General features: G+C 65.0%; 23 protein-coding genes. 19 read left to right on the top strand and 4 right to left on the bottom strand.

Annotation, left to right across the window (positions count from 1 at the left end):
- From ftsW to RW112_RS12755, 14 genes are all read left to right on the top strand, one after another.
- Entirely contained in the window at positions 1–1,320 is a 1,320-nt protein-coding gene (gene ftsW / locus RW112_RS12820) for a putative lipid II flippase FtsW (RefSeq protein WP_317782132.1), read from the top strand.
- Positions 1,321–1,326: 6 nt separating this feature from the next.
- Complete coding sequence (gene murG, locus RW112_RS12815) at positions 1,327–2,427, top strand: undecaprenyldiphospho-muramoylpentapeptide beta-N-acetylglucosaminyltransferase (protein ID WP_317782131.1); 1,101 nt, start codon at positions 1,327–1,329, stop codon at positions 2,425–2,427.
- On the top strand, positions 2,424–3,827 hold the full coding sequence (murC, locus tag RW112_RS12810) for a UDP-N-acetylmuramate--L-alanine ligase (RefSeq protein ID WP_317782130.1): 1,404 nt from the start codon (positions 2,424–2,426) through the stop codon (positions 3,825–3,827). Before murG ends, murC begins: the two co-directional genes overlap by 4 nt.
- Complete coding sequence (locus tag RW112_RS12805) at positions 3,820–4,689, top strand: FtsQ-type POTRA domain-containing protein (RefSeq protein ID WP_317782129.1); 870 nt, start codon at positions 3,820–3,822, stop codon at positions 4,687–4,689. Before murC ends, RW112_RS12805 begins: the two co-directional genes overlap by 8 nt.
- 283 nt (positions 4,690–4,972) lie before the next feature.
- A complete protein-coding gene (ftsZ, locus tag RW112_RS12800; RefSeq protein ID WP_317782128.1) occupies positions 4,973–6,196 on the top strand; it encodes a cell division protein FtsZ in 1,224 nt (407 codons plus the stop codon).
- 45 nt (positions 6,197–6,241) lie between these two features.
- The gene (locus tag RW112_RS12795) at positions 6,242–6,976 is read left to right on the top strand and encodes a polyphenol oxidase family protein (RefSeq protein ID WP_317782127.1); all 735 of its coding nucleotides are present in this window, start codon (positions 6,242–6,244) and stop codon (positions 6,974–6,976) included.
- 37 nt (positions 6,977–7,013) lie between these two features.
- Positions 7,014–7,715 (top strand): YggS family pyridoxal phosphate-dependent enzyme, encoded by a 702-nt coding sequence (locus RW112_RS12790; protein WP_317782200.1) that lies wholly within the window; start codon positions 7,014–7,016, stop codon positions 7,713–7,715.
- Positions 7,716–7,803: 88 nt separating this feature from the next.
- Positions 7,804–8,340 carry a cell division protein SepF gene (locus RW112_RS12785; RefSeq protein WP_305940512.1) on the top strand — a complete coding sequence of 179 codons (537 nt, stop codon included), beginning with the start codon at positions 7,804–7,806 and terminating at the stop codon, positions 8,338–8,340.
- 118 nt (positions 8,341–8,458) lie between these two features.
- Positions 8,459–8,746: a YggT family protein gene (locus tag RW112_RS12780; protein ID WP_305940513.1), complete on the top strand. Its 288-nt coding sequence runs from the start codon at positions 8,459–8,461 to the stop codon at positions 8,744–8,746.
- Positions 8,747–8,919: 173 nt separating this feature from the next.
- Positions 8,920–9,621, top strand: a complete 702-nt coding sequence (locus tag RW112_RS12775) for a DivIVA domain-containing protein (protein WP_305940514.1) — start codon at positions 8,920–8,922, stop codon at positions 9,619–9,621.
- A 134-nt stretch (positions 9,622–9,755) separates the two neighbouring features.
- Positions 9,756–10,322 (top strand): signal peptidase II, encoded by a 567-nt coding sequence (gene lspA, locus RW112_RS12770; protein ID WP_305940515.1) that lies wholly within the window; start codon positions 9,756–9,758, stop codon positions 10,320–10,322.
- Positions 10,315–11,241 (top strand): RluA family pseudouridine synthase, encoded by a 927-nt coding sequence (locus RW112_RS12765; protein WP_317782126.1) that lies wholly within the window; start codon positions 10,315–10,317, stop codon positions 11,239–11,241. The genes lspA and RW112_RS12765 overlap by 8 nt, the downstream gene beginning before the upstream one ends.
- Before the next feature lie 35 nt (positions 11,242–11,276).
- The gene (gene dnaE / locus RW112_RS12760) at positions 11,277–14,834 is read left to right on the top strand and encodes a DNA polymerase III subunit alpha (RefSeq protein WP_317782125.1); all 3,558 of its coding nucleotides are present in this window, start codon (positions 11,277–11,279) and stop codon (positions 14,832–14,834) included.
- A 15-nt stretch (positions 14,835–14,849) separates the two neighbouring features.
- Positions 14,850–15,566: an SDR family NAD(P)-dependent oxidoreductase gene (locus RW112_RS12755; protein WP_317782124.1), complete on the top strand. Its 717-nt coding sequence runs from the start codon at positions 14,850–14,852 to the stop codon at positions 15,564–15,566.
- Positions 15,567–15,570: 4 nt separating this feature from the next.
- On the opposite strand, the gene RW112_RS12750 is transcribed toward RW112_RS12755, so the two are convergent.
- Entirely contained in the window at positions 15,571–16,029 is a 459-nt protein-coding gene (locus tag RW112_RS12750) for a flavin reductase family protein (protein WP_371745984.1), read from the bottom strand.
- Positions 16,030–16,209: 180 nt separating this feature from the next.
- Here RW112_RS12750 and RW112_RS12745 point away from each other — a divergent pair, with 180 nt between their 5' ends.
- From RW112_RS12745 to nrdR, 3 genes are all read left to right on the top strand, one after another.
- Entirely contained in the window at positions 16,210–16,782 is a 573-nt protein-coding gene (locus tag RW112_RS12745; protein WP_317782122.1) for a hypothetical protein, read from the top strand.
- An 83-nt stretch (positions 16,783–16,865) separates the two neighbouring features.
- Positions 16,866–18,242, top strand: a complete 1,377-nt coding sequence (gene hisD, locus RW112_RS12740) for a histidinol dehydrogenase (protein WP_317782120.1) — start codon at positions 16,866–16,868, stop codon at positions 18,240–18,242.
- 126 nt (positions 18,243–18,368) lie between these two features.
- Positions 18,369–18,866 (top strand): transcriptional regulator NrdR, encoded by a 498-nt coding sequence (gene nrdR / locus RW112_RS12735; RefSeq protein WP_317782119.1) that lies wholly within the window; start codon positions 18,369–18,371, stop codon positions 18,864–18,866.
- A gap of 114 nt (positions 18,867–18,980) precedes the next feature.
- Here the strand turns inward: nrdR and ppgK are convergent, their stop codons facing one another.
- Positions 18,981–19,784, bottom strand: coding sequence for a polyphosphate--glucose phosphotransferase (ppgK, locus tag RW112_RS12730; protein ID WP_317782117.1), 804 nt, complete (start codon positions 19,782–19,784; stop codon positions 18,981–18,983).
- 71 nt (positions 19,785–19,855) lie between these two features.
- Positions 19,856–20,734 carry a type I methionyl aminopeptidase gene (map, locus tag RW112_RS12725; RefSeq protein WP_317782115.1) on the bottom strand — a complete coding sequence of 293 codons (879 nt, stop codon included), beginning with the start codon at positions 20,732–20,734 and terminating at the stop codon, positions 19,856–19,858.
- A 124-nt stretch (positions 20,735–20,858) separates the two neighbouring features.
- Here map and RW112_RS12720 point away from each other — a divergent pair, with 124 nt between their 5' ends.
- A complete protein-coding gene (locus RW112_RS12720; protein ID WP_144406352.1) occupies positions 20,859–21,023 on the top strand; it encodes an SPOR domain-containing protein in 165 nt (54 codons plus the stop codon).
- Between the two features lie 129 nt (positions 21,024–21,152).
- Entirely contained in the window at positions 21,153–21,728 is a 576-nt protein-coding gene (locus tag RW112_RS12715; RefSeq protein WP_317782112.1) for a YceI family protein, read from the top strand.
- A gap of 40 nt (positions 21,729–21,768) precedes the next feature.
- Here the strand turns inward: RW112_RS12715 and panB are convergent, their stop codons facing one another.
- Complete coding sequence (gene panB, locus RW112_RS12710) at positions 21,769–22,692, bottom strand: 3-methyl-2-oxobutanoate hydroxymethyltransferase (protein WP_317782110.1); 924 nt, start codon at positions 22,690–22,692, stop codon at positions 21,769–21,771.
- Between the last annotated feature and the right edge of the window lie 95 nt (positions 22,693–22,787).

Below are 22,787 nucleotides of genomic sequence, written 5' to 3'. Positions count from 1 at the left end.
ATGGTCAGCACGCCCACCCGTGCCCCGGCTGCCAAGCCACGGGGCGCAAACCGGCTTCCGTCCGCTTCGAGGACCGGCCACGTGCCTCCGCTGGCCCGGCTTCGCAGCCTGCACCGGAGCTTTTGGGCGAAGCTGGAAGGCAATGGAAAGTCACGCAACGGATCCACGTACTACCTGATCCTCGGCTCCACCCTTGCGCTCACGGCCATCGGCATCATGATGGTTCTTTCCGCCTCCAGTGTCGAAGCCATTGCCGCGGGGGAGTCGCCCTACACGGCGGCGCTCAAGCAGGGCATGTTCGCCGCTATCGGCATCTTCACCATGTTCGTGCTGTCCAGGATCAATGTGGTCTGGCTCAAACGATTGGCCTGGCCGGCGATCGGAGCGGCGCTGGTCCTGCTGGTCCTCGTGCAAGTGGTGGGCGACGAGGTCAACGGCAACAAGAACTGGATCGACCTCGGCGGCATCACCTTCCAGCCGTCGGAGGCGTCAAAACTTGCCCTCGCTCTCTGGATGGCTACCGTGCTGGCCATGAAGGGCAAGCTGCTCAGCCGCTGGCAGCACGTTGCTATCCCGGCCGTCCCCATGGCCATGATCATCATCGGACTGGTCCTGGTGGGCAACGACCTCGGCACCGCCATGATCATCATGATGATGGTGGCTGCGGCCCTGTTCTTCGCCGGCGTCCCGCTCTACTTCTTTGGCATTGCCGGGCTGCTCGGCGCTGCCGGAGCAGCCGTCATGGCCGTCACGAGTTCAAACCGCATGTGCCGCATCACGTCCTGGTGGACCGGCGAGTCGTGCGCGAACGGCATCGACGCCAACTACCAGGCCACCAACGGGCTGTACGGGCTGGCGTCCGGCGGCTGGTTCGGAGTGGGCCTCGGCCAAAGCCGGCAGAAGTACAGCTGGATCCCCGAAGCCCACAACGACTTCATCTTCGCCATCATTGGCGAGGAACTCGGCCTGGTAGGCACCGTCGTCGTACTCGTCCTTTTTGCCATCCTCGGTGCCGCGATCTACCGCGTGGTGGTGGCGCAGGAAGACCTGTTCCACCGTGTCCTTGCCGGGACCATCATGGTGTGGCTCCTGGGCCAGGCCACTGTCAACATGTCCGTAGTCACCGGACTCGTTCCTGTCATCGGAGTTCCGCTGCCGTTCATTTCCTACGGCGGTTCGGCGCTGCTGATGTCGCTGTGTGCCGTCGGCGTAGTGTTGTCGTTGGCGCGGGAACAGATGGCGCCAAGCGTCCAGCCCAAGCGGCTGCTCAAGTTCCGCACCAAGGGCGGGCGCCCACACCCCACACGAAAGCGTAAATAGCACTTAATGAATGCCGAGTCTTTGTCAGTAGTCCTTGCCGGCGGCGGAACAGCGGGGCACATCAGTCCGCTGCTGGCCATAGCGGCCGCGGTACGGGACGTCCGTCCGGACGTTCGCCTGCTGGCAGTGGGAACGCCCAGCGGGATGGAGACCAGGCTGGTCCCCGCCGCGGGCCTTGAGCTGGCCACCATCAGCCGGGTGCCATTTCCCCGCCGGCCCTCCCTGGACCTGCTGCGGCTTCCCGGACGGCTGGCCGGCGCGGTCAAGCAGGCCGGAAAAATCCTCGACGACGCCCACGCGGACGTGCTGGTCGGTGTTGGCGGCTACGTCTGCACGCCGCTGTACCTCGCCGCCCGGCGCCGTAAGCTCCCCATCGTCATTCATGAAGCCAACACGCGGGCCGGCCTGGCCAACAAGGTGGGCGCCCGGTTCAGCCGCCATGTCGGAGTTGCTTTCGCCGGCACCAAACTCCCGGGCGCCCGTCACGTCGGCATGCCGATGCGCAAGGAAGTCTCCGGGCTGGACCGTGCCGCCGCAAAGCACGGGGCACGCGCACTGCTGGGTCTGGACCAGGACAAGCCGGCCCTGATTGTCACAGGCGGATCGTCCGGGGCGCAGAGCATCAACCGGACCGTCGCGGCGTCCGTGCACGCCTTGGCCGAGGCAGGAATCCAAACCCTCCACATCACCGGAAAGGGCAAAGCCGTTCTTGACGACGACGGCAAACCGCTGGCTGCCGACGGCTACCGCCAGGTGGAATATGTCGACGGCATGGAGAACATCTACGCCGCTGCCGACCTGCTGGTGGGGCGCGCGGGGGCAGCCACCGTCTGCGAGACCGCGGCCGTTGGGGTTCCGGCAGTGTTCGTTCCGCTCCCTATCGGCAACGGTGAACAGGCACTGAACGCGGCCGGTCCCGTGGCGGCGGGAGGGGCGCTGATGGTGGACGATGCCGCATTCACGCCCGAATGGGTAGCCCGCGAAATCATCCCCCTGCTGTCAGATCCTGCCCGGCTGGCCAAGATGTCAGCCAGCGCAGAGTCCCTGGGTATCCGAAACGCAGATCGCCGCATGGCTGATCTTGTCCTGGAAGCGGTAAGCAAATGACCACGTCAACGGCAGGCGCCGGCCAGCGGAGTATGGAATCCCTGGGCCGCGTACATTTCATCGGCATTGGCGGCGTGGGCATGTCGGCCGTTGCCCGCATCATGGTGGCCCGCGGTGTCCCGGTGACGGGCTCCGACGCCAAGGACCTCCCGGTGATGGCAGACCTGGCCGCCGCGGGTGCCGGCATCCGCGTGGGCTACGCCGCCGGCAACGTGGGGGCCGCCCAGACCGTGGTGGCAGGTTCCGCCATCCGGGCGGACAATCCGGAACTCCAGGCCGCCCGTGACGCCGGGCTGCCCGTGCTGCACCGTTCGGAGGCGCTGGCGGCCGCGATGGCGGGCGACCGTGTGGTCACGGTTGCCGGAACGCACGGAAAATCAACCACTACGTCCATGGTCACGGTGCTGCTCCAGCGTGCCGGCCTGGACCCGACGTTTGCCATCGGCGCCAACGTTCCGGCCCTGGGGGTTAACGCTGCCAGCGGCACGTCCGACGTCTTTGTCGCCGAGGCAGACGAATCCGACGGATCGTTTTTGAACTACCGGCCGAACATCGCCGTTGTCACCAATGTTGAACCCGACCACCTTGACTACTACGGAACCGCGGAAGCCGTCTACGAGTCGTTCGACCGTTTCACGGAACTGCTCCCGGCCGACGGCGTCCTCGTGGCGTGCGCCGATGATGCCGGCGCCCGCGCCCTCGCGGAGCGGACCAGCGCACGGGGCAACACCCGGGTGGTCACCTACGGCACCGCCGAAGATTCGCAGCTGCGGCTGCACGACGGCGGACCGGGAGACGTGTGGGTGTCCACCCCTGCGGGACGGTTCGCGCTGGAACTGCAGGTCCCCGGCCGCCACAATGCACTCAACGCTGCCGCGGCATTTGCCGTGGCACTGGAACTTGGTGTTGCGCCCGAGGCGGCGTCCAGCGCCCTGGCCCATTTCTCCGGAGCATCGCGCCGCTTTGAATTCAAGGGGGAGGGGCGGGGAGTGCGGGTCTACGACGACTACGCCCACCACCCCACGGAGGTCCGGGCGGCGTTGTCGGCTGCCCGTTCCGTGGCGGGCGACCACAAGGTGCACGTGCTGTTCCAGCCGCACCTGTTTTCCCGGACACGGGAGTTCGCGGCCGAGTTCGCCGAAGCCCTCAACGCCGCTGACACCGCCCTCGTGCTGGACATCTACCCGGCCCGTGAAGATCCGATTCCGGGAGTCAGCAGTGAACTGATCGCGGACCGCCTTTCCACGGGCGGCCGGCTTGTCGCTGCCGAGGACGCAGTCCCGGCCATTGTGGCGAACGCGGTACCCGGGGACATCGTGCTTACGGCCGGCGCGGGCGACGTCACCGCCTATGGCCCGATGATCGTCCAGGCACTGCTGGCGGAGGCGCCGGGTGGCTAGCACGCGCCGGCCGACATACAAGACCGGCAGGTCCGCCCCCAAGGGAAAGGCCGAACCCGGCAACGGCCACGCGGACGTGATTTCCGCTTCCAAGGACGCACCCGCAGCCGACCGCGCAGCCACGCCCGAGCGCCCTGCCGCCAATGTACTGTCCTTCCCTGAGCCCAAAGGCAAGCGTGTCCGGCGGAACCTCATCCTGGCCGTGAGCATCATTGCGGCGCTGGTGGCCGGCCTGCTGGCGGCCGCCGTCTATTCGCCGGTGTTCGCCGTCCGGACAGTCTCCGTGGACGGCACCAAAATGCTGACGCCTGAACAGGTCAAGGCTGCGCTGGAGCCGCTGCACGGCAAGCCGCTGCCGCAGGTGAACGACGACGAGGTGAAACAGCTGCTGCAGCCGCTCGTCCAGGTCAAGGACGTGACCACGGAGGCGCGGCCGCCGTCAGTGCTGGTGGTGCACATCCATGAACGCACCCCGGTGGCGCTGGTGAAACAGGGGGACGCCTTCCAGCTGGTTGACGTTGACGGGGTGCAGCTGGGCACCACCCAGGACCCCGGAAGCGTCCAGCTGCCCGTGATCGACGGCGGGGCGGGTGTGATCGGCAAGGACCTGTTCAAGGCCATCACCGCGGTGCTGGCCGCCCTTCCGGCCGACGTACTCGCCCGGCTGTCCGATGCCTCGGCGAAGTCCGTGGACGCCGTCGAACTCAAACTGGTCGACGGACAGACGATCGTCTGGGGCAATGCGGGGGAGAAGGAGCTCAAAGCCAGGGTGCTCGCGGCCTTGCTCAAAGCGCCCGCCGATCCCAAGAACCCGGTCCGGGTCTACGATGTCAGCGTTCCCCGGCATCCCGTGACACGATAGTGGTCGAGCACCCGGGAAAGCGCCGGGAGGCACCGGGGCAAACACTGACCAACCCTGCCGATGCACCGGGCCGGTTTCCGTAGTGAAAGCGGGTTCCTGCTGTATTTAGCGGGTATTCCCACGACACGCGGAGCAGGTCATTGAATGTCTCAGGCATAGGAAATAGCGTCACAACATGAGTTACTTGACATAACTATAACCTTCAAGTCGAAGGTTAAGGTTTGACGCTTCAAGCAAGACTCCATCAGTTTTCGCAATAGGACACGAACAAGGGACACGTAACGTGGCAGCTCCGCAGAATTACTTGGCCGTCATCAAGGTCGTCGGCATTGGCGGCGGTGGCGTGAACGCAGTCAACCGCATGATCGAAGTCGGTCTCCGCGGTGTCGAATTCATCGCAATCAACACCGATGCCCAGGCTCTGCTCATGAGCGACGCCGACGTCAAACTTGACGTTGGCCGCGAGTTGACGCGTGGCCTCGGCGCCGGCGCGAATCCTGAGGTCGGCAAGCAGGCCGCCGAGGACCACGCCGACGAAATCGAGGAGGTCCTGCGCGGCGCCGACATGGTCTTCGTGACCGCCGGCGAAGGCGGCGGCACCGGAACCGGCGGCGCCCCTGTCGTGGCCCGCATCGCACGTTCGCTCGGCGCGCTCACCATCGGTGTGGTCACCCGCCCGTTCACTTTCGAGGGCCGCCGCCGTGCAGGTTCCGCCGAGGCAGGCATCGACGCCCTCCGCGACGAAGTCGATACGCTCATCGTCATTCCCAACGACCGGCTGCTGTCCATCAGCGACCGCAACGTCTCCGTGCTGGATGCATTCCGCTCCGCCGACCAGGTCCTGTTGTCCGGTGTCCAGGGCATCACCGACCTGATCACCACTCCCGGCCTGATCAACCTCGACTTCGCAGACGTCAAGTCGGTCATGCAGGGTGCGGGGTCGGCGCTCATGGGCATCGGTTCGGCACGTGGCGAGGACCGCGCCGTCAAGGCGGCCGAACTCGCCATTGCGTCGCCCCTCCTGGAAGCATCGATCGACGGCGCCCACGGCGTCCTGCTGTCCATCCAGGGCGGCTCGGACCTGGGCCTCTTCGAGATCAATGAAGCTGCGCGCCTGGTCCAGGAAGTGGCCCACCCGGAAGCCAACATCATCTTCGGTGCCGTCATCGACGACGCCCTCGGCGATGAGGCCCGCGTAACGGTCATCGCCGCAGGCTTCGACGACGTCAAAGCCACGTCGCCGTCCATGGACCAGTCCCAGCCCCAGTCAGCGCCCCAGCGCCCGGCAGCGCCTACCTCGGCTCCCGCCCCCGCGCAGGCGCCGGCCCAGCACGTCCAGCCGGTCCACGCCGGCATCGGCGCCTCCGGCCTGAGCAACTGGGGACAGCAGCGCCCCTCTGCCGTCCCCGCGGACTCGGGTTTCGACGTCGACCTTCCCTCCGTTGTGGAGCCGGACCTGTCCGGCAGCCGCTCGGACGACCTGGATGTTCCCGACTTCCTGAAGTAGGGCCGGCAGGACGATTTGTCAGCTCGTCAGTTAGCGGTGTTTTGATTGTTTTGGTGGCGAACCGAAGTCCGGCCCGGCGTCTGGGTGGCATTCACTGACGCCCGGGCCGGAAACCTTGCCCTGCACGTAGGGGATGACCCGGCCGAAGTGCATCTTCGGCGGGGACTCCTGGAGGCTGAAGCAGGCCTGGGGGCAGGAGGATTCCAGTACATGAACCAGGTCCACGGCAATGCTGTGGCTTATATCGGCGATACCCCCATCGGCGACGTGGCGGTCGCCACGGCGGGCAGCGCTGGCGCAGGGGGTCCCACCGCTGACGCGATGGTGTCCTCCGGGCGTCCGCTTGCCGTGATGGTGGCGGACTGCGTGCCCGTCGTCCTTGCCGGGCAGACAGAAGCAGGACGGCCGGTCCTGGCTGTAGCCCATGCGGGTCGCCCGGGCGTGGCCGGCGGCGTCATCCCCGCGACCGTGGCGCGGATGCGGGCCGAGGGCGCGGAAGACATCCGGGCCTGGATCGGCCCGTCGATCTGCGGATCCTGCTACGAGGTGCCCGAGGAAATGAGGGCGGATGTGGCGGCGGCCGTACCTGCGACCTGGTGCACGACGTCGCGGGGCACTCCCGGCCTGGATCTTCCGGCCGGTGCACGCAGCCAGCTTGAAGGCAACGGGGTTGCCGTGGAGTATTCCGGACCCTGCACCCTTGAAACTGACAGGCTCTTCTCATACCGCGGCGACCCGGACACGGGCAGGTTTGCCGGGCTGGTGTGGACCGGTGAGTGAGCCCTTGGACGTGACGGCCGCAGATGACCCCCGCCTGATGCAAATCGGGGAGCGCCTTGCCGCGGTCCGGCGGAGGATTGAGGCCGCGACCGAAGCCGCGGGCCGCCAGGCCAACCCGCCGGAGCTGATCGTGGTCACCAAGTTCCACCCTGCCGACGACGTGCGCCGGCTGGCGGCCCTTGGTGTTACCGATGTTGCGGAGAACCGGGACCAGGAAGCATCTGAAAAGGCAGCAAGCCTGAAAGAACTCCGGCTTCGGTGGCATTTTGTGGGGCAGTTGCAGAGCAACAAGGCAAAGTCCGTGGTGCGCTACGCCCATGCTGTTCATTCCGTGGACCGGCCGCAGCTGGCAGCAGCCCTCGCCAAATCCGTGGCCGCTGAGCAGGAGAGGACCGGCAGGGGCCCGCTGGAGTGCTTTATCCAGGTAAGCCTGGACGAGGACGCCGGAAGCCACCGCGGCGGTGCGGCCCGGCTGGAGGTTCCCGCGCTGGCGGACCAGGTGGCGGGGTCGCCGGGGCTGGTGCTCGCCGGCCTGATGGCGGTGGCGCCACTGGGTTCGGATCCTGATGCGGCCTTCGGCAAACTGGCCGAAATTTCCGCCCGGCTACTCAAGGACCACCCCGCAGCTTCGGGGATTTCCGCGGGCATGAGCCAGGACCTGGAGTCCGCTGTCAGGGCGGGGGCGACACACCTGAGAATAGGCTCCGATATATTGGGTTCGCGTCCTGCGTTGCGGTAGCGTCAAAGTATTGGAAGAGAATGGCGGGGATTCCAATGCTGTCAAGTCAACTCAGCGGCCCGCTTACGGACACGATTAGGAGTCGACCATGGCTGGCGCTCTGCGCAAGACAATGATCTATCTTGGGCTCGCCGATGGCGATGAACACTACGAGTCTGAGCACCACACACCGCACAAGGACGAGGACGATTCAATGGAGCATGACCGCGAGGAACGCCGGGCGCCGGCGCCCGTCCGCGAGGTCGTCCGGGAAACACCCACTCCACACGCCGCCGAAGAGGAATATCGCGCACCTGTGACACCTATCAAGCGCGCGGCCTCGAGCCGCGAAGAGACCACCGGACTCCGCCAGATCACCACGATCCACCCGCGGTCCTACAATGACGCCAAGCTGATCGGTGAAAGCTTCCGTGACGGCATTCCTGTCATCATGAACGTCACGGACATGGGCGAGGCCGACGCCAAGCGCCTGGTCGATTTCTCGGCGGGCCTGGTCTTTGGCCTCCGCGGCAGCATCGAGCGGGTCACCAACAAGGTGTTCCTGCTCTCGCCGTCGTACGTCGAGGTCATCGGCGACGACAAGAAGGTCAGCGAAACACAGGCCAGCTTCTTCAACCAGAGCTAGCTCCGCAAGCGAACGGATGCCAGACGGGGACACCTGTCTGGCATCCGTGCTGAAATAGATAAGAACGGCAACAGGACACTGCGGTATCCGGAATGAACATGGAGATATGAGTTAACTCATGGGAATTGTTTTCGGACTTGTCTATATCGCTTTATTATTCGTATTTGTGGCATTGATCATCCGTTTGGTCTTCGACTGGGTGCAGATGTTTGCGCGGGAATGGAGGCCGCGGGGAGCCGCCCTGGTGGCGGCCCACACTGTCTACTCCGTCACAGATCCGCCGTTGAAAGTGCTGAGGCGCCTCATTCCGCCTTTGCGGCTGGGCGGGATTTCGCTTGATCTTGGTTTTTTGCTGTTGTTCATCGCTATCAGCGTGGCTATGGCAATCGTGAGGTCTTTCGCGTAATTTTCATTACAGCTTGCGGCGCTGTACCAGGCGGGAAACCGCCAACCACAGCATCGCGAAGAAACTCCGGTTTGACACCTCAGTGTTGAATTAGAGGAACCAGACCATATTTAGGTACCGTAGTTTTGACGGCCGGAAGGCCTACTGACTAACTAGACCAACGAGGTGACCAGATGGCTTTGACGCCAGAAGACGTTGTCAACAAGCGCTTTCAGCCGACCAAGTTCCGCGAAGGCTACGACCAGGACGAAGTTGACGACTTCCTGGACGAAATCGTCGTCGAACTGCGCCGCCTGAACCAAGAGAACGACGAGCTTCGCAAGAAGCTTGCCGAGAGCGGCTCAGGCACGCCCGCCAGCTCCGCAGCAGCGGCGCCGGTGGTGGAAAAGGTCCCCGCTCCGGTCAAGGCCGAGAAGGACGACTCCCGTGCCAAGGCGGAAGCCGAGGCCAAGGCGGCCGCTGAAGCCAAGAAGAAGGCGCCGGAGCCGGCAACGGCACTCGCAGCAGTACCTGCCCCCGCTGCCCCTGCCGCGGCCAACGCGACGGCGGAGTCCGCCGCCGGCCTGCTGGCCATGGCCCAGCAGATGCACGACAAGCACGTCGCCGACGGCCAGCAGCAGAAGGACAAGATCATCGCCGAAGCGCAGATCGAAGCCAGCAGCCTCGTCAACGATGCACAGGAGAAGTCCCGCAAGATCCTCGGCGCCCTGGAGCAGCAGCGCTCCGTCCTGGAGCGCAAGGTTGAGCAGCTGCGCGGCTTCGAGCGCGACTACCGTTCACGCCTGAAGGCCTACATCGAAGGCCAGCTCCGTGACCTGGACGCCCGCGGTTCCGTGGCAGCGCCCGAGATCAGCGACGGCAGCCCCGCCGTTTAGCACGTATTCTGAAAGCCGGTGGCTGAGGACTCCTCGGCCGCCGGCTTTTGCCATTAACTGCCACCGGCGCGGCCAGCGGCAGGCTAGAGCACCTTCCTTCCAGTCCCCGGGACTGGCTCCTGAATGAAAGCTTTATGACTGACGAAACAGCACCTGCCGCAGCGCAGCCAGCAACGACGCACGCCCGGCCCCGGAAGGCGGTCCTGCTGACGCTCTTCGCCGGCTTCGCTGTTTTTGCCTACGTCTTCGACCAGCTCACCAAGCTGTGGGTCACGAGCACCATGGTGGAGGGGGAACGCATCCCGGTGCTGCCGCCGCTGCTGCACTGGTACTACATCCGCAACTCCGGGGCTGCGTTCTCCATTGGCGAGAACGTGACCTGGGTCTTCACCATCATCATGGCGGCAGTCTCGATCGCCATCCTTTTCCAGCTGCGCAAACTTGGTTCGGCATGGTGGGCACTGGCCCTTGGCCTGCTTCTGGGGGGCGCCCTGGGCAACCTCACAGACCGGTTGTTCCGCGAACCGTCGTTCGCCATGGGCCATGTGGTGGACTTCATCCAGCTACCCAATTTCGCCATTTTCAACATCGCCGATTCCGCGGTCGTCTCCGCTGTCGTGATCATCTGCCTGCTGACGCTCCGGGGGATTACCCTGGACGGTTCACGGCTCCAGAAACCGGCGGAGGACAAGGATGCCTGAGAAACTCACCGTCCCCGAGGAACTCGCCGGGACCCGAGTCGACGCGGGACTTGCCAGACTGATGGGCATATCCCGCTCACAGGCGGCCACGCTGATTGCCGAAGGCAACGTCAGCTCCGGGGGAAAAGCCGTGGGCAAGTCCCTGAAACTGACCTCAGGCATCGTGCTGGAGGTTGTTGTCCCGGAACGGCGGGACCCCCTGGAAGTCGTGGAGGAAGTTGTGGAAGGCCTGAAAGTACTGCTGGACGACGAGGACTTCGTGGTCATCGACAAGCCGGTGGGTGTGGCCGCGCACCCGTCACCCGGATGGGTCGGTCCCACCGTGGTCGGGGGACTCGCCGGGCTGGGGTACCGGATTTCGACGTCGGGGGCTCCGGAACGGGCGGGCATCGTGCACCGGCTCGACGTCGGAACGTCCGGGGCCATGGTGGTGGCCAAGTCGGAGCGTGCCTATACGGCCCTCAAGCGGGCCTTCAAGGAGCGCACGGTGGACAAGGTGTACCACGCGGTGGTCCAGGGCCTGCCGGATCCCCTCGCGGGCACGATCGATGCCCCCATCGGCCGTCACCCCGGCCATGACTGGCGATTCGCAGTCCTCGAAGACGGCCGAGAGTCCGTGACCCACTACGAAGTGCTGGAAGCGTTCGGCAAGGCGTCGCTGGTTGAAGTGCACCTGGAAACCGGCCGGACACACCAGATCCGCGTCCACTTCTCCGCCCTGCGCCACCCCTGCGCGGGCGACCTGACCTACGGAGCCGATCCGCGACTGGCCGCAACCCTCGGCCTGACCCGGCAGTGGCTCCACGCCCGGCAACTGGGGTTCGACAATCCCCGGACGGGGGAGCGCGTGACGGTCACCAGCGACTACCCGCAGGACCTTGCCTACGCCCTCGAAGTCCTGGCCTCCGGGGACGCCTGAGCCGGAACTGCCGCGGCCCGCACTAGAATGGTCCGGTGACTTCCAGCAATGACTCGTTCGTCCACCTGCACACCCATACCGAATACTCCATGCTGGATGGGGCGGCCCGCCTGGGGGAGTTGTTCGACGAAACCGAACGCCTGGGCATGCCTGCCCTGGCTACGACGGACCACGGCTACCTTTTTGGTGCCTTCGATTTCTGGCGCAAGGCCACGGACAAGGGCATCAAGCCGATCATCGGCGTCGAAGCCTATGTGACTCCCGGGACGGCCCGCGGTGACAAGAGCAGGGTCCGCTGGGGCGAGGAGAACCAGCGCAAGGACGACGTCTCCGGCGGTGGTTCCTACACCCACATGACGCTGCTGAGCTACAACAACGTAGGCATGCGGAACCTGTTCCGGGCCTCGTCGATCGCCTCGCTGGACTCGGTCTTCGGCAAATGGCCCCGGCTGGACCGTGAGCTGCTGAACACGTACTCGGAAGGGCTGATCGCCACCACGGGCTGCCCGTCCGGGGAGGTCCAGACCCGCCTGCGGCTCGGTCAGTACCGTGAAGCGCTCGAGGCTGCAGCCGAGTTCCGTGACATCTTCGGCGCGGAGAACTACTTCTGCGAGCTGATGGACCACGGCCTGGACATCGAGCGGCGGGTCACCGGCGACCTGCTGCGCCTGGCCAAGGACCTGAACCTTCCGCTGGTGGCCACCAACGACCTGCACTACACGCACGAGCACGACGCGAAGGCCCACGAGGCCCTGCTGGCCATCCAGTCGGGCTCCACCCTCCTGGAGCCGACCTATGACAACGGCGGTTCCCGCTTCGCCTTCTCCGGCAGCGGCTACTACCTGAAGTCCCCGCAGGAGATGCGTGAGCTGTTCCGCGACCACCCGGAGGCCTGCGACAACACGCTCCTGATCGCCGAGCGCTGCGAAGTGTCGTTCAACACCGGCGCCAACTACATGCCGCGGTTCCCCTGCCCGGAGGGCGAGGATGAAACGTCCTGGCTGGTCAAGGAAGTCGACAAGGGACTCCACTACCGGTATCCCCAGGGCATCCCGGACAAGGTCCGCAAGCAGGCCGACTATGAGCTGGACGTCATCACGTCCATGGGTTTCCCGGGCTACTTCCTCGTGGTGGCCGACTTCATCAACTGGGCCAAGAACAACGGCATCCGGGTGGGTCCCGGACGTGGTTCCGGTGCAGGCTCCATGGTTGCCTACGCCATGCGCATCACCGACCTGGATCCGCTGCACCACGGCCTGATCTTCGAGCGCTTCCTTAACCCGGACCGCGTCTCCATGCCTGACTTCGACGTCGACTTCGATGACCGGCGCCGCTCCGAAGTGATCGACTATGTCACGCGGAAATACGGCGACGAACGCGTGGCGATGATCGTCACCTACGGCACCATCAAGACCAAGCAGGCCCTCAAGGACTCCTCGCGCGTGCTGGGCTACCCCTTCAGCATGGGCGAGACGCTGACCAAGGCGCTGCCGCCGGCCGTGATGGCCAAGGACATCCCGCTGGCCGACATCCAGAACAAGGAAGCCAAGCGCTACAGCGAAGCAGGCGACTTCCGCCAGCTGATCAGTACCGATCCCGAAGCTGCCAAGGTCTTCGAAACGGCACTGGGCATCGAAGGCCTGAAGCGGCAATGGGGCGTGCACGCCGCCGGTGTCATCATGTCTTCGGACCCCATCATCGACGTGATTCCGATCATGCGCCGCTTCCAGGACGGCCAGGTCATTACGCAGTTCGACTATCCGACATCCGAAGGCCTCGGCCTGATCAAGATGGACTTCCTCGGCCTGCGAAACCTGACGATCATTTCGGATGCCCTGGAAAACATCAAGATGAACCGCGGCATCGACCTTGATCTCGAAACCCTGGAACTCGACGACGCGCCGTCCTACGAGCTGCTGGCCCGGGGTGACACCCTGGGCGTGTTCCAGCTCGACGGCGGACCCATGCGCTCCCTCCTGAAGCTCATGAAGCCGGACAACTTCGAAGACATTTCCGCGGTGCTGGCCCTCTACCGTCCCGGACCGATGGGTGCCAACGCCCATACCGACTACGCCCTGCGCAAGAACGGGATCCAGGAAGTCATTCCGATCCACCCGGAGCTCAAGGAACCGCTCGCCGAAATCCTCGGCGGAACCTATGGCCTGATCGTCTACCAGGAGCAGGTCATGGCCGTGGCGCAGAAGCTCGCCGGCTATTCCCTTGGCCAAGCCGACATCCTGCGCCGCGCCATGGGCAAGAAGAAGAAATCGGAGCTGGACAAGCAGTTCGCCGGGTTCTCCCAGGGCATGCAGGACAACGGCTATTCCATGGAGGCCGTGAAGACCCTCTGGGACATCCTGCTCCCGTTCTCGGACTATGCCTTCAACAAGGCGCACTCGGCCGCTTACGGCGTGATCTCGTACTGGACCGCGTACCTCAAGGCGCACTACGCGCCGGAGTACATGGCCGCCCTCCTCACCTCGGTGGGCGATGACAAGGACAAATCGGCGATCTACCTGAACGAATGCCGGCGCATGGGCATCACGGTGCTGCCGCCGGACGTCAACGAGTCAGCGCTCAACTTCACGCCTGTGGGCAACGACATCCGCTTCGGCATGGGCGCCATCCGCAACGTCGGCGTCAACGCCGTTGAAGCCATGGTGACGGCGCGCGAGAAGGAAGGCGCCTACACGTCCTTCAAGGACTACCTCGTAAAGGTACCCGCCGTCGTGTGCAACAAGCGCACCATTGAATCGCTGATCAAGGCCGGCGCCTTCGACTCCCTGGGCCACCACCGGCGCGCACTGGCCATGATCCACGAAGAAGCCATTGACTCCGTGATCACGCTGAAGCGCAATGAGGCGATCGGCCAGTTCGACCTCTTTGCCGGGTTCGACGAAGCCGAATCCGAGGCGTCCCTGAGCATCGACATTCCCGACCTCCCGGAGTGGGAGAAGAAGGACAAGCTGTCCTTTGAACGCGACATGCTGGGCCTGTACGTCTCGGACCACCCGCTGCAGGGCCTCGAAGGGCTGCTCAGCCAGCACGCCGACCAGTCGATTACGTCGATCATCGCGGAAGACGGCCCGCACGACGGCGCCATCATCACCATTGCGGGCATGATCACTTCGCTCAGCCGCCGGATCGCGAAAGCCAGCGGGAACGCCTATGCCCGCGCGGAGATCGAGGATCTGGGCGGTTCGATGGAGGTCATGTTCTTTGGCCAGGTCTACGGCCCCATCGCTTCGGTGCTGGCCGAGGACCTGATCGTGGTGGTCAAGGGCCGGCTGCAACGGCGCGACGACGGCGCCGTCACCCTGAACTGCATGGAGCTGTCCGTCCCGGACCTCAGCGAGGGCCTGAACGGGCCTCTGGTGATCACCATGCAGACGCACAAGGCCACGGAGGCGGTGGTGACCGAACTGGGAGACGTGCTGAGGACGCACCGGGGCAACTCGGAAGTCAGGCTGCACCTGCAGGGCGACACCCGGGTGGAAGTGATGGCGCTCCCGGTCCACTTGAGGGTCAACCCGAGTCCGTCACTCTTCGGCGACCTGAAGGTGCTTCTCGGACCGACCTGCCTGGACAGCTAATTGCCTGGCCAGCCAGTGACACGGGCCCCGGGCACCGCGGTCGTCTCCGGTGTCGGCCGGGGCTTCGGCGCCGCCCTTGCCGAGGCAATGGCGGCGGACGGTTGGACGGTCTACGGCATTGTCCGGCCGGGCACCTCGGCCGCCGCCAGGGGCACCGGGCACGGCAGCGTACGGTTCCTGGAATGGGACATCGGGCATCCCTGCCCGGACGACGTGGCGGGGGTCCTCGCCGGGGCAACCATCGACGTCGTCGTCAATAATGCCGCAATCGGCAGCAGCCAGAAGACACTGCGGGAAGTTGATGCCAATGCCCTGGTGCAGCTCCTCGACAACAACGTCGTGGGTGCCGTCCGGGTGACCCGGGCATGCCTGCCCGGGCTGCACCGGGCGGGGGAGTCCGGCCGAAGGCCCGTGGTGGTGAACGTGTCGTCCAGGCTGGGCTCGGCCACGCTGCAGGCGGGCGGCGAATTCGCCGGTTTCGGGACGAGCTACGGATACCGGCTGAGCAAGGCGGCGCTGAACATGCTGACGCTGAGCCTGCATGAGGAATTCGGCGCGGAACTGGATGCCTGGTCCGTCCATCCCGGCTCGCTCACTACCGGAATGGGGCGGGCCGCTGCGTCGAAGGAGCCCGCAACCGCGGCCAGGGAGCTGCTGCGGGAGCTCACCGGGAGCCGCGGGACCAGTCCGAGGTACTTCGATCTGGGATCGTCCGCACCCCTGCCCTGGTGAGGCCTTAGATCTCGTAGTCGAGGGGCACGGGCTGGCTGTAGGCGCCCGAATGGTAGAGCAGCGGCGAGCCGTCCTCGCCCACCTGCCCTTCCACAACCTCCACCACAACCACCGCGTTGTTCTCAAAGGACAGGCGCATCTGGATTTTACCGATGAGCCAGCCCGCGACGTCCTTGAGGACGGGTACGTCGTGGGGTCCGAGTTCCCAGTGGTCACCCTCGAAACGGTTCTTGGTCCGCGCGAACCGGTCGGCTAGTTCCTGGTTTTCAAGCCCCAGCATGTGGACGCCGATGTGCGTCGTGTTGGCAATGGCCGGCCACGAACTGGAGGTGCGGGCCATGTTGAAGGTAAAGCGTGGCGGCTGCGCAGATAGCGATGCCACGGAAGTAGCCGTGAATCCGTACGGAACGCCGTTGTAGTTCACGGTGATAATCGCCACACCGGCCGCATGCCGGCGGAACATCTCCTTGAACGTGCCTTCGAAGGCTGCGTTGTCTGAGGTCACTATGATCTAACTCCCTGCTAAAACTAATTCCGGTTGAATCCTGCATGCCAGCGTAGGGGCCTGCCGGTGCCGTCCGGGACTTGGTTACACGCCGCGTCCTGTGTTTAACCGCGGTGAACATTTGTTAATGTTTGTTTCATGACACAGCCATCCGGCACCGGCCCGGTCCCGCCGAACCCGCAGCATCCCGGGGGTGCCGGCAACCCGCCCGCCTATGGTGAACTTTACCGCGGTGACAGCGGGTCGTGGCGCCTTCCGGCGGCCATAGCTGCGGCCGGGATTCCGGTGGGACTGTTGTGGTGGCTGCTGGCACCCGGCGGCCTGAACCTTCTCTCCGGCAACCCCTCCCTGGCCAGCGGCACGAATGCCGAAGGCTGGCTTCCCCGGGACCTCGTGCTGGCGGGCTTGTTCCTGCTGGCAGGCTGCGTGACCGGATTCCTCCTCAACGGAAAACGAACCGGTGCCCCGATGCCCGGCACAGTGCTCTCCGCGGTGGTCGGCGGGGCGCTTGGCGCCCTGATCGCCTGGCAGAGCGGGGTGCTGGCGGGGCAATGGTGGGGACCAGACGAAGACACAGCCGCGAATGCCAGCATTGCGTTCTCGCTGCGGGCCTTCGCTGTCCTGGCTATCTGGCCCGCAGCCGTTGCCATTGCAGTCTTTGTGGCGAACCTGATCAGCCTCCTGGGCAAGCCGCCCGAGCAGGACAGCTAAGCCGAGCCGTTGCTCGGCTGTGCTCAACTTCGGCTGTGCTTAACACGGAACGAGGGGCTCCGGCGGGCACGTAAAATGGTCGGGTGACCATTTCACCGGACAGCCCCGCCCAGACCGCCACCCCGGCCATCAGCTACCGCACCGTTGACCTGCGCGGCCAGCGGCTCTCCCTGGCCGGGCTCCGTGCGGCCGTTCCCCGTGCCCGGCACCAGACCATGGCCGACGCCGAGCAGAAGGTTGCGGACATCATCACGGCGGTCCGCTCGCGGGGCTTCGCTGCGCTCAGCGACCTCGCCAGGACGTTCGACGGCGTGGAGCAGGAACACCCGCGGGTGCCCGCTGCTGCGCTGCGCGCAGCACTGGAGAACCTGGACCCGGCGGTACGGGCGGCCCTGGAGGAATCCATCAGCCGCGCCCGCAGGTTTGCTGACAGGCAGCGGCCGGCAAACATCGACGTCGAGTTGGGCGAAGGCGCTGTGGTGAGCCAGAACTGGGTGCCGGTAGGCCGCGTGGGCCTCTATGTCCCCGGCGGGCTGGCGGTCTATCCGTCCTCGGTGATCATGAACGTCGTCCCGGCGCTGGCCGCCGGCGTTGCATCCATCGCACTGGCGTCTCCTCCGCAGAAAGACTTCGGGGGACTCCCGCACCCCACCATCCTGGCCGCCGCGGCCCTGCTGGGCATTGACGAGGTGTACGCCATCGGAGGTGCCCAGGCCATCGCAGCCTTCGCCTATGGTGTTCCCGCGGAGGATCCGGACGCAGCCCTGGATCCTGTGGACGTGGTGACCGGGCCCGGAAACATCTTCGTAGCCACGGCCAAACGGCTGGTCAAGGGCGTTGTGGGCATCGACTCCGAGGCCGGCACCACCGAGATCGCCATCCTCGCGGACGGCAGCGCCCGTCCGTCACTGGTGGCGGCCGACCTCATCAGCCAGGCCGAGCACGACCCCAAAGCGGCATCGGTCCTCATCACCGATTCAGAGGACCTTGCCGCGGCCGTCCGGGCCGAACTTGACGTGCAGGCGGGTTCGACCAAGCACGCTGGGCGGGTGCGGGAAGCCCTGTCCGGTCCGCAGTCCGGAGTGGTGCTCGTGGATGACCTGGAACAGGGGATCGCGGCCTGTGATGCCTACGCGGCAGAGCACCTGGAGATCATGACGGCGGATGCCCCGGCCGTCGCTGCCCGCATCCGCAACGCGGGAGCGATCTTTGTGGGCGACTACAGCCCTGTCAGCCTGGGAGATTATTGCGCGGGATCCAACCACGTGCTGCCGACGAGCGGTACGGCAGCCTTCTCGTCGGGCCTGAACGTCACCACGTTCCTCCGTGCCATCCAGGTGGTCAATTACAGCAAGCCGGCCCTGGAACGGGTCAGCGGCCACATTGTCAGCCTCGCCGGAGCGGAGGACCTGCCGGCCCACGGCGAGGCCGTGACGGCGCGGTTCGCCGGCAACGGCTAACCACTACATGTAGTAATTACAGAATTGTTATTCAGCTATATGTAGTCGTAAACTGGGCTTGGAAGAATATGGCCCGGCACATTCAATTCAGCCGGCCGGTTCAACCCCGCCAGGGAAGGAAGCAACGTGTATTGTCCGTTTTGCCGCAACCCTGATTCCCGCGTGGTGGACAGCCGGATGGCCGACGACGGCTCAGCCATCCGCCGCCGTCGGCAGTGTCCGGAATGCGGACGCCGCTTCACCACCGTGGAAACCACCAGCCTCACGGTGATCAAGCGCTCCGGCGTCGGCGAGCCCTTCAGCCGCAGCAAGGTGATCAACGGCGTGCGGAAAGCCTGCCAGGGCCGGCCCGTGACTGAAGACGACCTCGCACTGCTGGCTCAGGAAGTCGAGGAGACAATCCGCGCATCCGGCGCTGCGGAGATCGACGCCCACGAGGTGGGCCTGGCCATCCTCAGCCCGCTCCAGAAACTCGACGAAGTTGCCTATCTCCGCTTCGCGAGTGTGTACCAGGCCTTTGAATCCCTGGAGGATTTCGAAGCAGCGATCGCTATCCTTCGGCATGAAGCGGACGTCGAAGCCAAGGCTGCCAAGGGCGCGGGCTCCGAGAAGAGCCCGCTCTAGACTCCGGTGGTGGCAGCGGAGGGGAAGCCGAAGCCACCACCGGCACCAAAGCCCGGCAAGCGCATGGCCGGGCCCCGGGAGGCCCGGCCAAACATGGATTCGGCGTGGTGCCGCCTATTTGGCCAGTTTGTGAGTCAGTGCGACCTCGATGGCGGCACCCACAATCCCGGCGTCGTTCTTGAGTTCCGCAGGGACAATCTTCGTGCGGAGCTTCATGTGAGGCAGGTACTCATCGGCGCGCTTGGAGATGCCGCCGCCCACGATGAAAAGTTCGGGGGAGAAGAGGAACTCAACGTGGGAGAAGTAGCGCTGGAGGAGCACGCTGTATTCGGTCCAGCTCAGGCCGTCCCGCTCGCGGGCCACGGCCGAAGCCTTGCTTTCGGCGTCAAAACCGTCAATTTCAAGGTGTCCGAGTTCGGCGTTCGGGACCAGCTTGCCGTTGAAGATGAAGGCCGAGCCGATACCCGTCCCGAGCGTAATCACGAGCACAGTGCCGGAAACGCCCTCACCGGCGCCATAACGGGCTTCGGCCAGGCCGGCAGCGTCGGCGTCGTTGATGACCTCCACTGGGCGTCCGAGGCGCTTCGTCAGAAGGGCATCAATGTCCGTGTTGAGCCAGGACTTGTCGACGTTGGCGGCAGAGTGCACCACCCCATGCTGGATGATGCCCGGGAAGGTCACACCGATGGGGGAATCCACGGCAGGGGCGTCCGGCCGCGCGTTGAGCTCCTCCACCACCGCGGCCACCGTTTCGGCAACTGACTCCGGAGTGGCCGGCTGCGGTGTGGGGACGCGGAAGCGGTCGCCAACAAGCTTGCCCTTCTTGAGGTCGACTATGCCGCCCTTGATTCCGGTGCCGCCGATGTCAATTCCGATCAGCGGGGCGTTCTTGGTTGACTTGTCGTCCTTCTTGGCCAATGTGATTCCGTTCGTGGCTGGTGTCGGGCAATGGGCGGAGCAGATAAGAAACCGGCGGGGCCGGCGGAAGATCAGGGAAGGGTGAGGATCTCGGCGCCGGACTCGGTGACGAGCAGGGTGTGCTCGAACTGGGCCGTGCGCTTGCGGTCCCGCGTCACCACGGTCCACTCATCGGCCCACATGTCCCACTCAACCGTACCCAGCGTCAGCATCGGCTCAATGGTGAACACCATGCCCGTTTCCATCGCTGTGTTGTAGGCGGGAGCGGCGTCATAATGCGGGATGATCAGGCCGGTGTGGAAGGCTTCGCCGACGCCGTGGCCGGTGAAGTCCCGGACGACGCCGTAGCCGAAACGCTTGGCGTAGGACTGGATGGCGCGGCCGATGACGTTGATTTCCCGTCCGGGGGCCACGGCCTTGATGGCGCGGTTGAGGGACTCCTTGGTGCGCTCCACAAGGAGCCGGGATTCCTCGTCCACGTCTCCGACCAGGAAAGTGAAGTTCGTGTCGCCGTGCACGCCGCCGATGAAGGCCGTGATGTCGATGTTCAGGATGTCGCCGTCCTGCACCACGGTGCTGTCCGGTATTCCGTGGCAGATGACCTCGTTGAGAGATGAGCACAGGGACTTGGGAAAGCCCCGGTACCCCAGGGTCGACGGATAAGCATGGTGGTCCAGCAGGAATTCGTGGCCGATCCTGTCGAGCTGGTCCGTAGTGACGCCGGGTTCGATGTGCTTGCCGACCTCCACGATGGCCCGGGCCGCGATCCGGCTGGCGATCCTGATCTTCTCAATGGTCTCGGCGGATTTCACCTCCGAGCCGGTGAACTTCTCCGGACCGGGCTTGCCCACATACTCGGGGCGGGGAATTGACGCCGGCACGGGCAGCTGCGGGCTCACCGTTCCGGGGACAAGTGTGCCGGTGGGTGCAGTCGAAGCAAGAGAAGGCATAGATTGATCATATAAGCAGGCATAGAAGCCCATGTAACGGACAGCCGGATCGGCACCCGATGAAGCGCTACGTTACGTGGATCACTTTCAGCGGCGGGAAGCCCGCAGGATGCGAGGAGCAGCGATGACCGAGTACTGGTATAACGTCAAGACCCACGAGGTGGAAGAGGACGCCATGTCCGATTGGACGCAGCTGATCGGGCCATACAAGACGCGCGCCGAAGCCGAGCATGCGCTGGAAAAGGTCAAGGCACGCAACGAATCATGGGAAAAGGGCGACGAGGACTGACGCGTTTTACGGCGCCGACACTGCGGTCGCCGGGTTCCGGGTGCATGGCCGCTCCAGCGGGGACTTCCGTCTGCCAGAGTTAGTACACATCCGAGTACCGGACCGGCCGGTACCGCGAGGAGGAGAGTCATGGCCGAAATCAAGCCAGAATACACAGGAGAGTGGCGGTTCGACCCGACGCATACGCGCATCGGCTTTTCGACCCGCCACGCCATGGTCACCAAGGTTCGCGGAGCTTTCAACGAGCTCGACGGCTCGATTACGGTTGACGCAGAGAAGCCGGACCGCTCAAGGGTTGAGCTGACCCTCAAGGTCGCGAGCATCGACACCCGCAATGCTGACCGCGATCAGCACCTGCGGACCAACGATTTCTTTGACGCTCCCCGGTTCCCGGAGATTACGTTCGTGGGCAACAGGGTGGACCAGGTTGACGAGGGCCACTTCATTGTTAGCGGCGACGTGACCATTCGGGGTATCACCAAGGAGATTTCGATCCCGATCGACTTCATGGGCGTCGAACGGGATCCGATGGGGAACCTCCGGGCCGGCTTCGAAGGTTCCCGTCGCATCAACCGCCAGGATTTCGGGCTCAAATGGAATACGGCGCTGGACTCCGGCGGCGTGCTCGTGTCGGACAAGATCACCCTGGAGTTTGAAGTGTCCGCCATCAAGGTCGGCGACGGCGCCGCACAGGCCGAAGCCTAAGCGGGCCGAAGCGTAGGGGGAGTCCCGGCCCGGTGCCTGGTTAGAACGAGTGCTCGGGGCCGGGGAACTGTCCCGTCCGCACGTCGTCGCCATAGGCCTTGGCGGCGTTGCTCAGCGACGTGCGCAGATCAGCATACTGCTTGACGAATTTGGCCATTTTTCCGCCGCGAAGTCCGGCCATGTCCTGCCAGACCAGGACCTGGCCGGTCGTCACGTTGCCGGCACCGATGCCGACTGTCGGAACGGCAATCGCAGCATCGACGGCTGCTGCGGTGGCGGCAGGAACCATTTCCATCAGGACGCTGAAGGCTCCGGCGTCGGCGAGGGCCACGGCGTCGTCGATCAGCCGCTGTGCGTCATCGCCGCGGCCCTGGACCCGGTAGCCGCCCAACGAGTGCTCGCTCTGGGGAGTGAAGCCGATGTGGGCCATGACCGGAATGCCGGCCTGGACCATGGCCCGGACGGTTTCGGCGTAGAACTTCCCGCCTTCAATTTTCACGGCATGGGCAAGGCCTTCCTTCAGGAAGCGGACGCCGGTGGCCACGGCCTGCTCGGCTGACACCTCATAGCTGCCGAACGGAAGGTCTGCGACCACCAGGGCCCGCTTGGCCGAGCGGGCAACGGCGCGGCACAGCGGCAGCAATTCCTCCACGGTCACCGGGAGGCTGGTTTCGTTTCCGAAAACGTTGTTGGACGCGGAGTCGCCCACCAGGAGCACCTCGATGCCGGCTTCGTCGAAGATCTCGGCGGTGTACTGCTCGTAGGCCGTGAGCATGGCAAAGTGTTCGCCGTTGGCCTTGGCCTGCTGCAGGTGGTGGGTCCGGATTCGTGCCACAGGCTTCCTCGCAGTGTCCGACGGCGTTGCAGCGCCTGCCGCCGCTGCTGCGGCCCCGGCGGGCCCGTTGCCGTAGGGAGCAGGTACTTCAGTGGACATGCTGGAATCAGAATTGTTGCTTGTGGCCATGGCTAGAGCGTAGTGCGATACTGCAAGTCCTAGCTACCGGACGGCGTGCCCCTGCCGGTGAATCGCGTCACAAATCGGCGTCCCCGGGGCTCTGC

Origin of the sequence: Arthrobacter sp. B10-11 (genome assembly GCF_033142195.1) — a bacterium.
Taxonomy (GTDB): Bacteria; Actinomycetota; Actinomycetes; order Actinomycetales; family Micrococcaceae; genus Arthrobacter; species Arthrobacter oryzae_C.
This window is presented reverse-complemented; position numbering and strand designations above follow the sequence as displayed.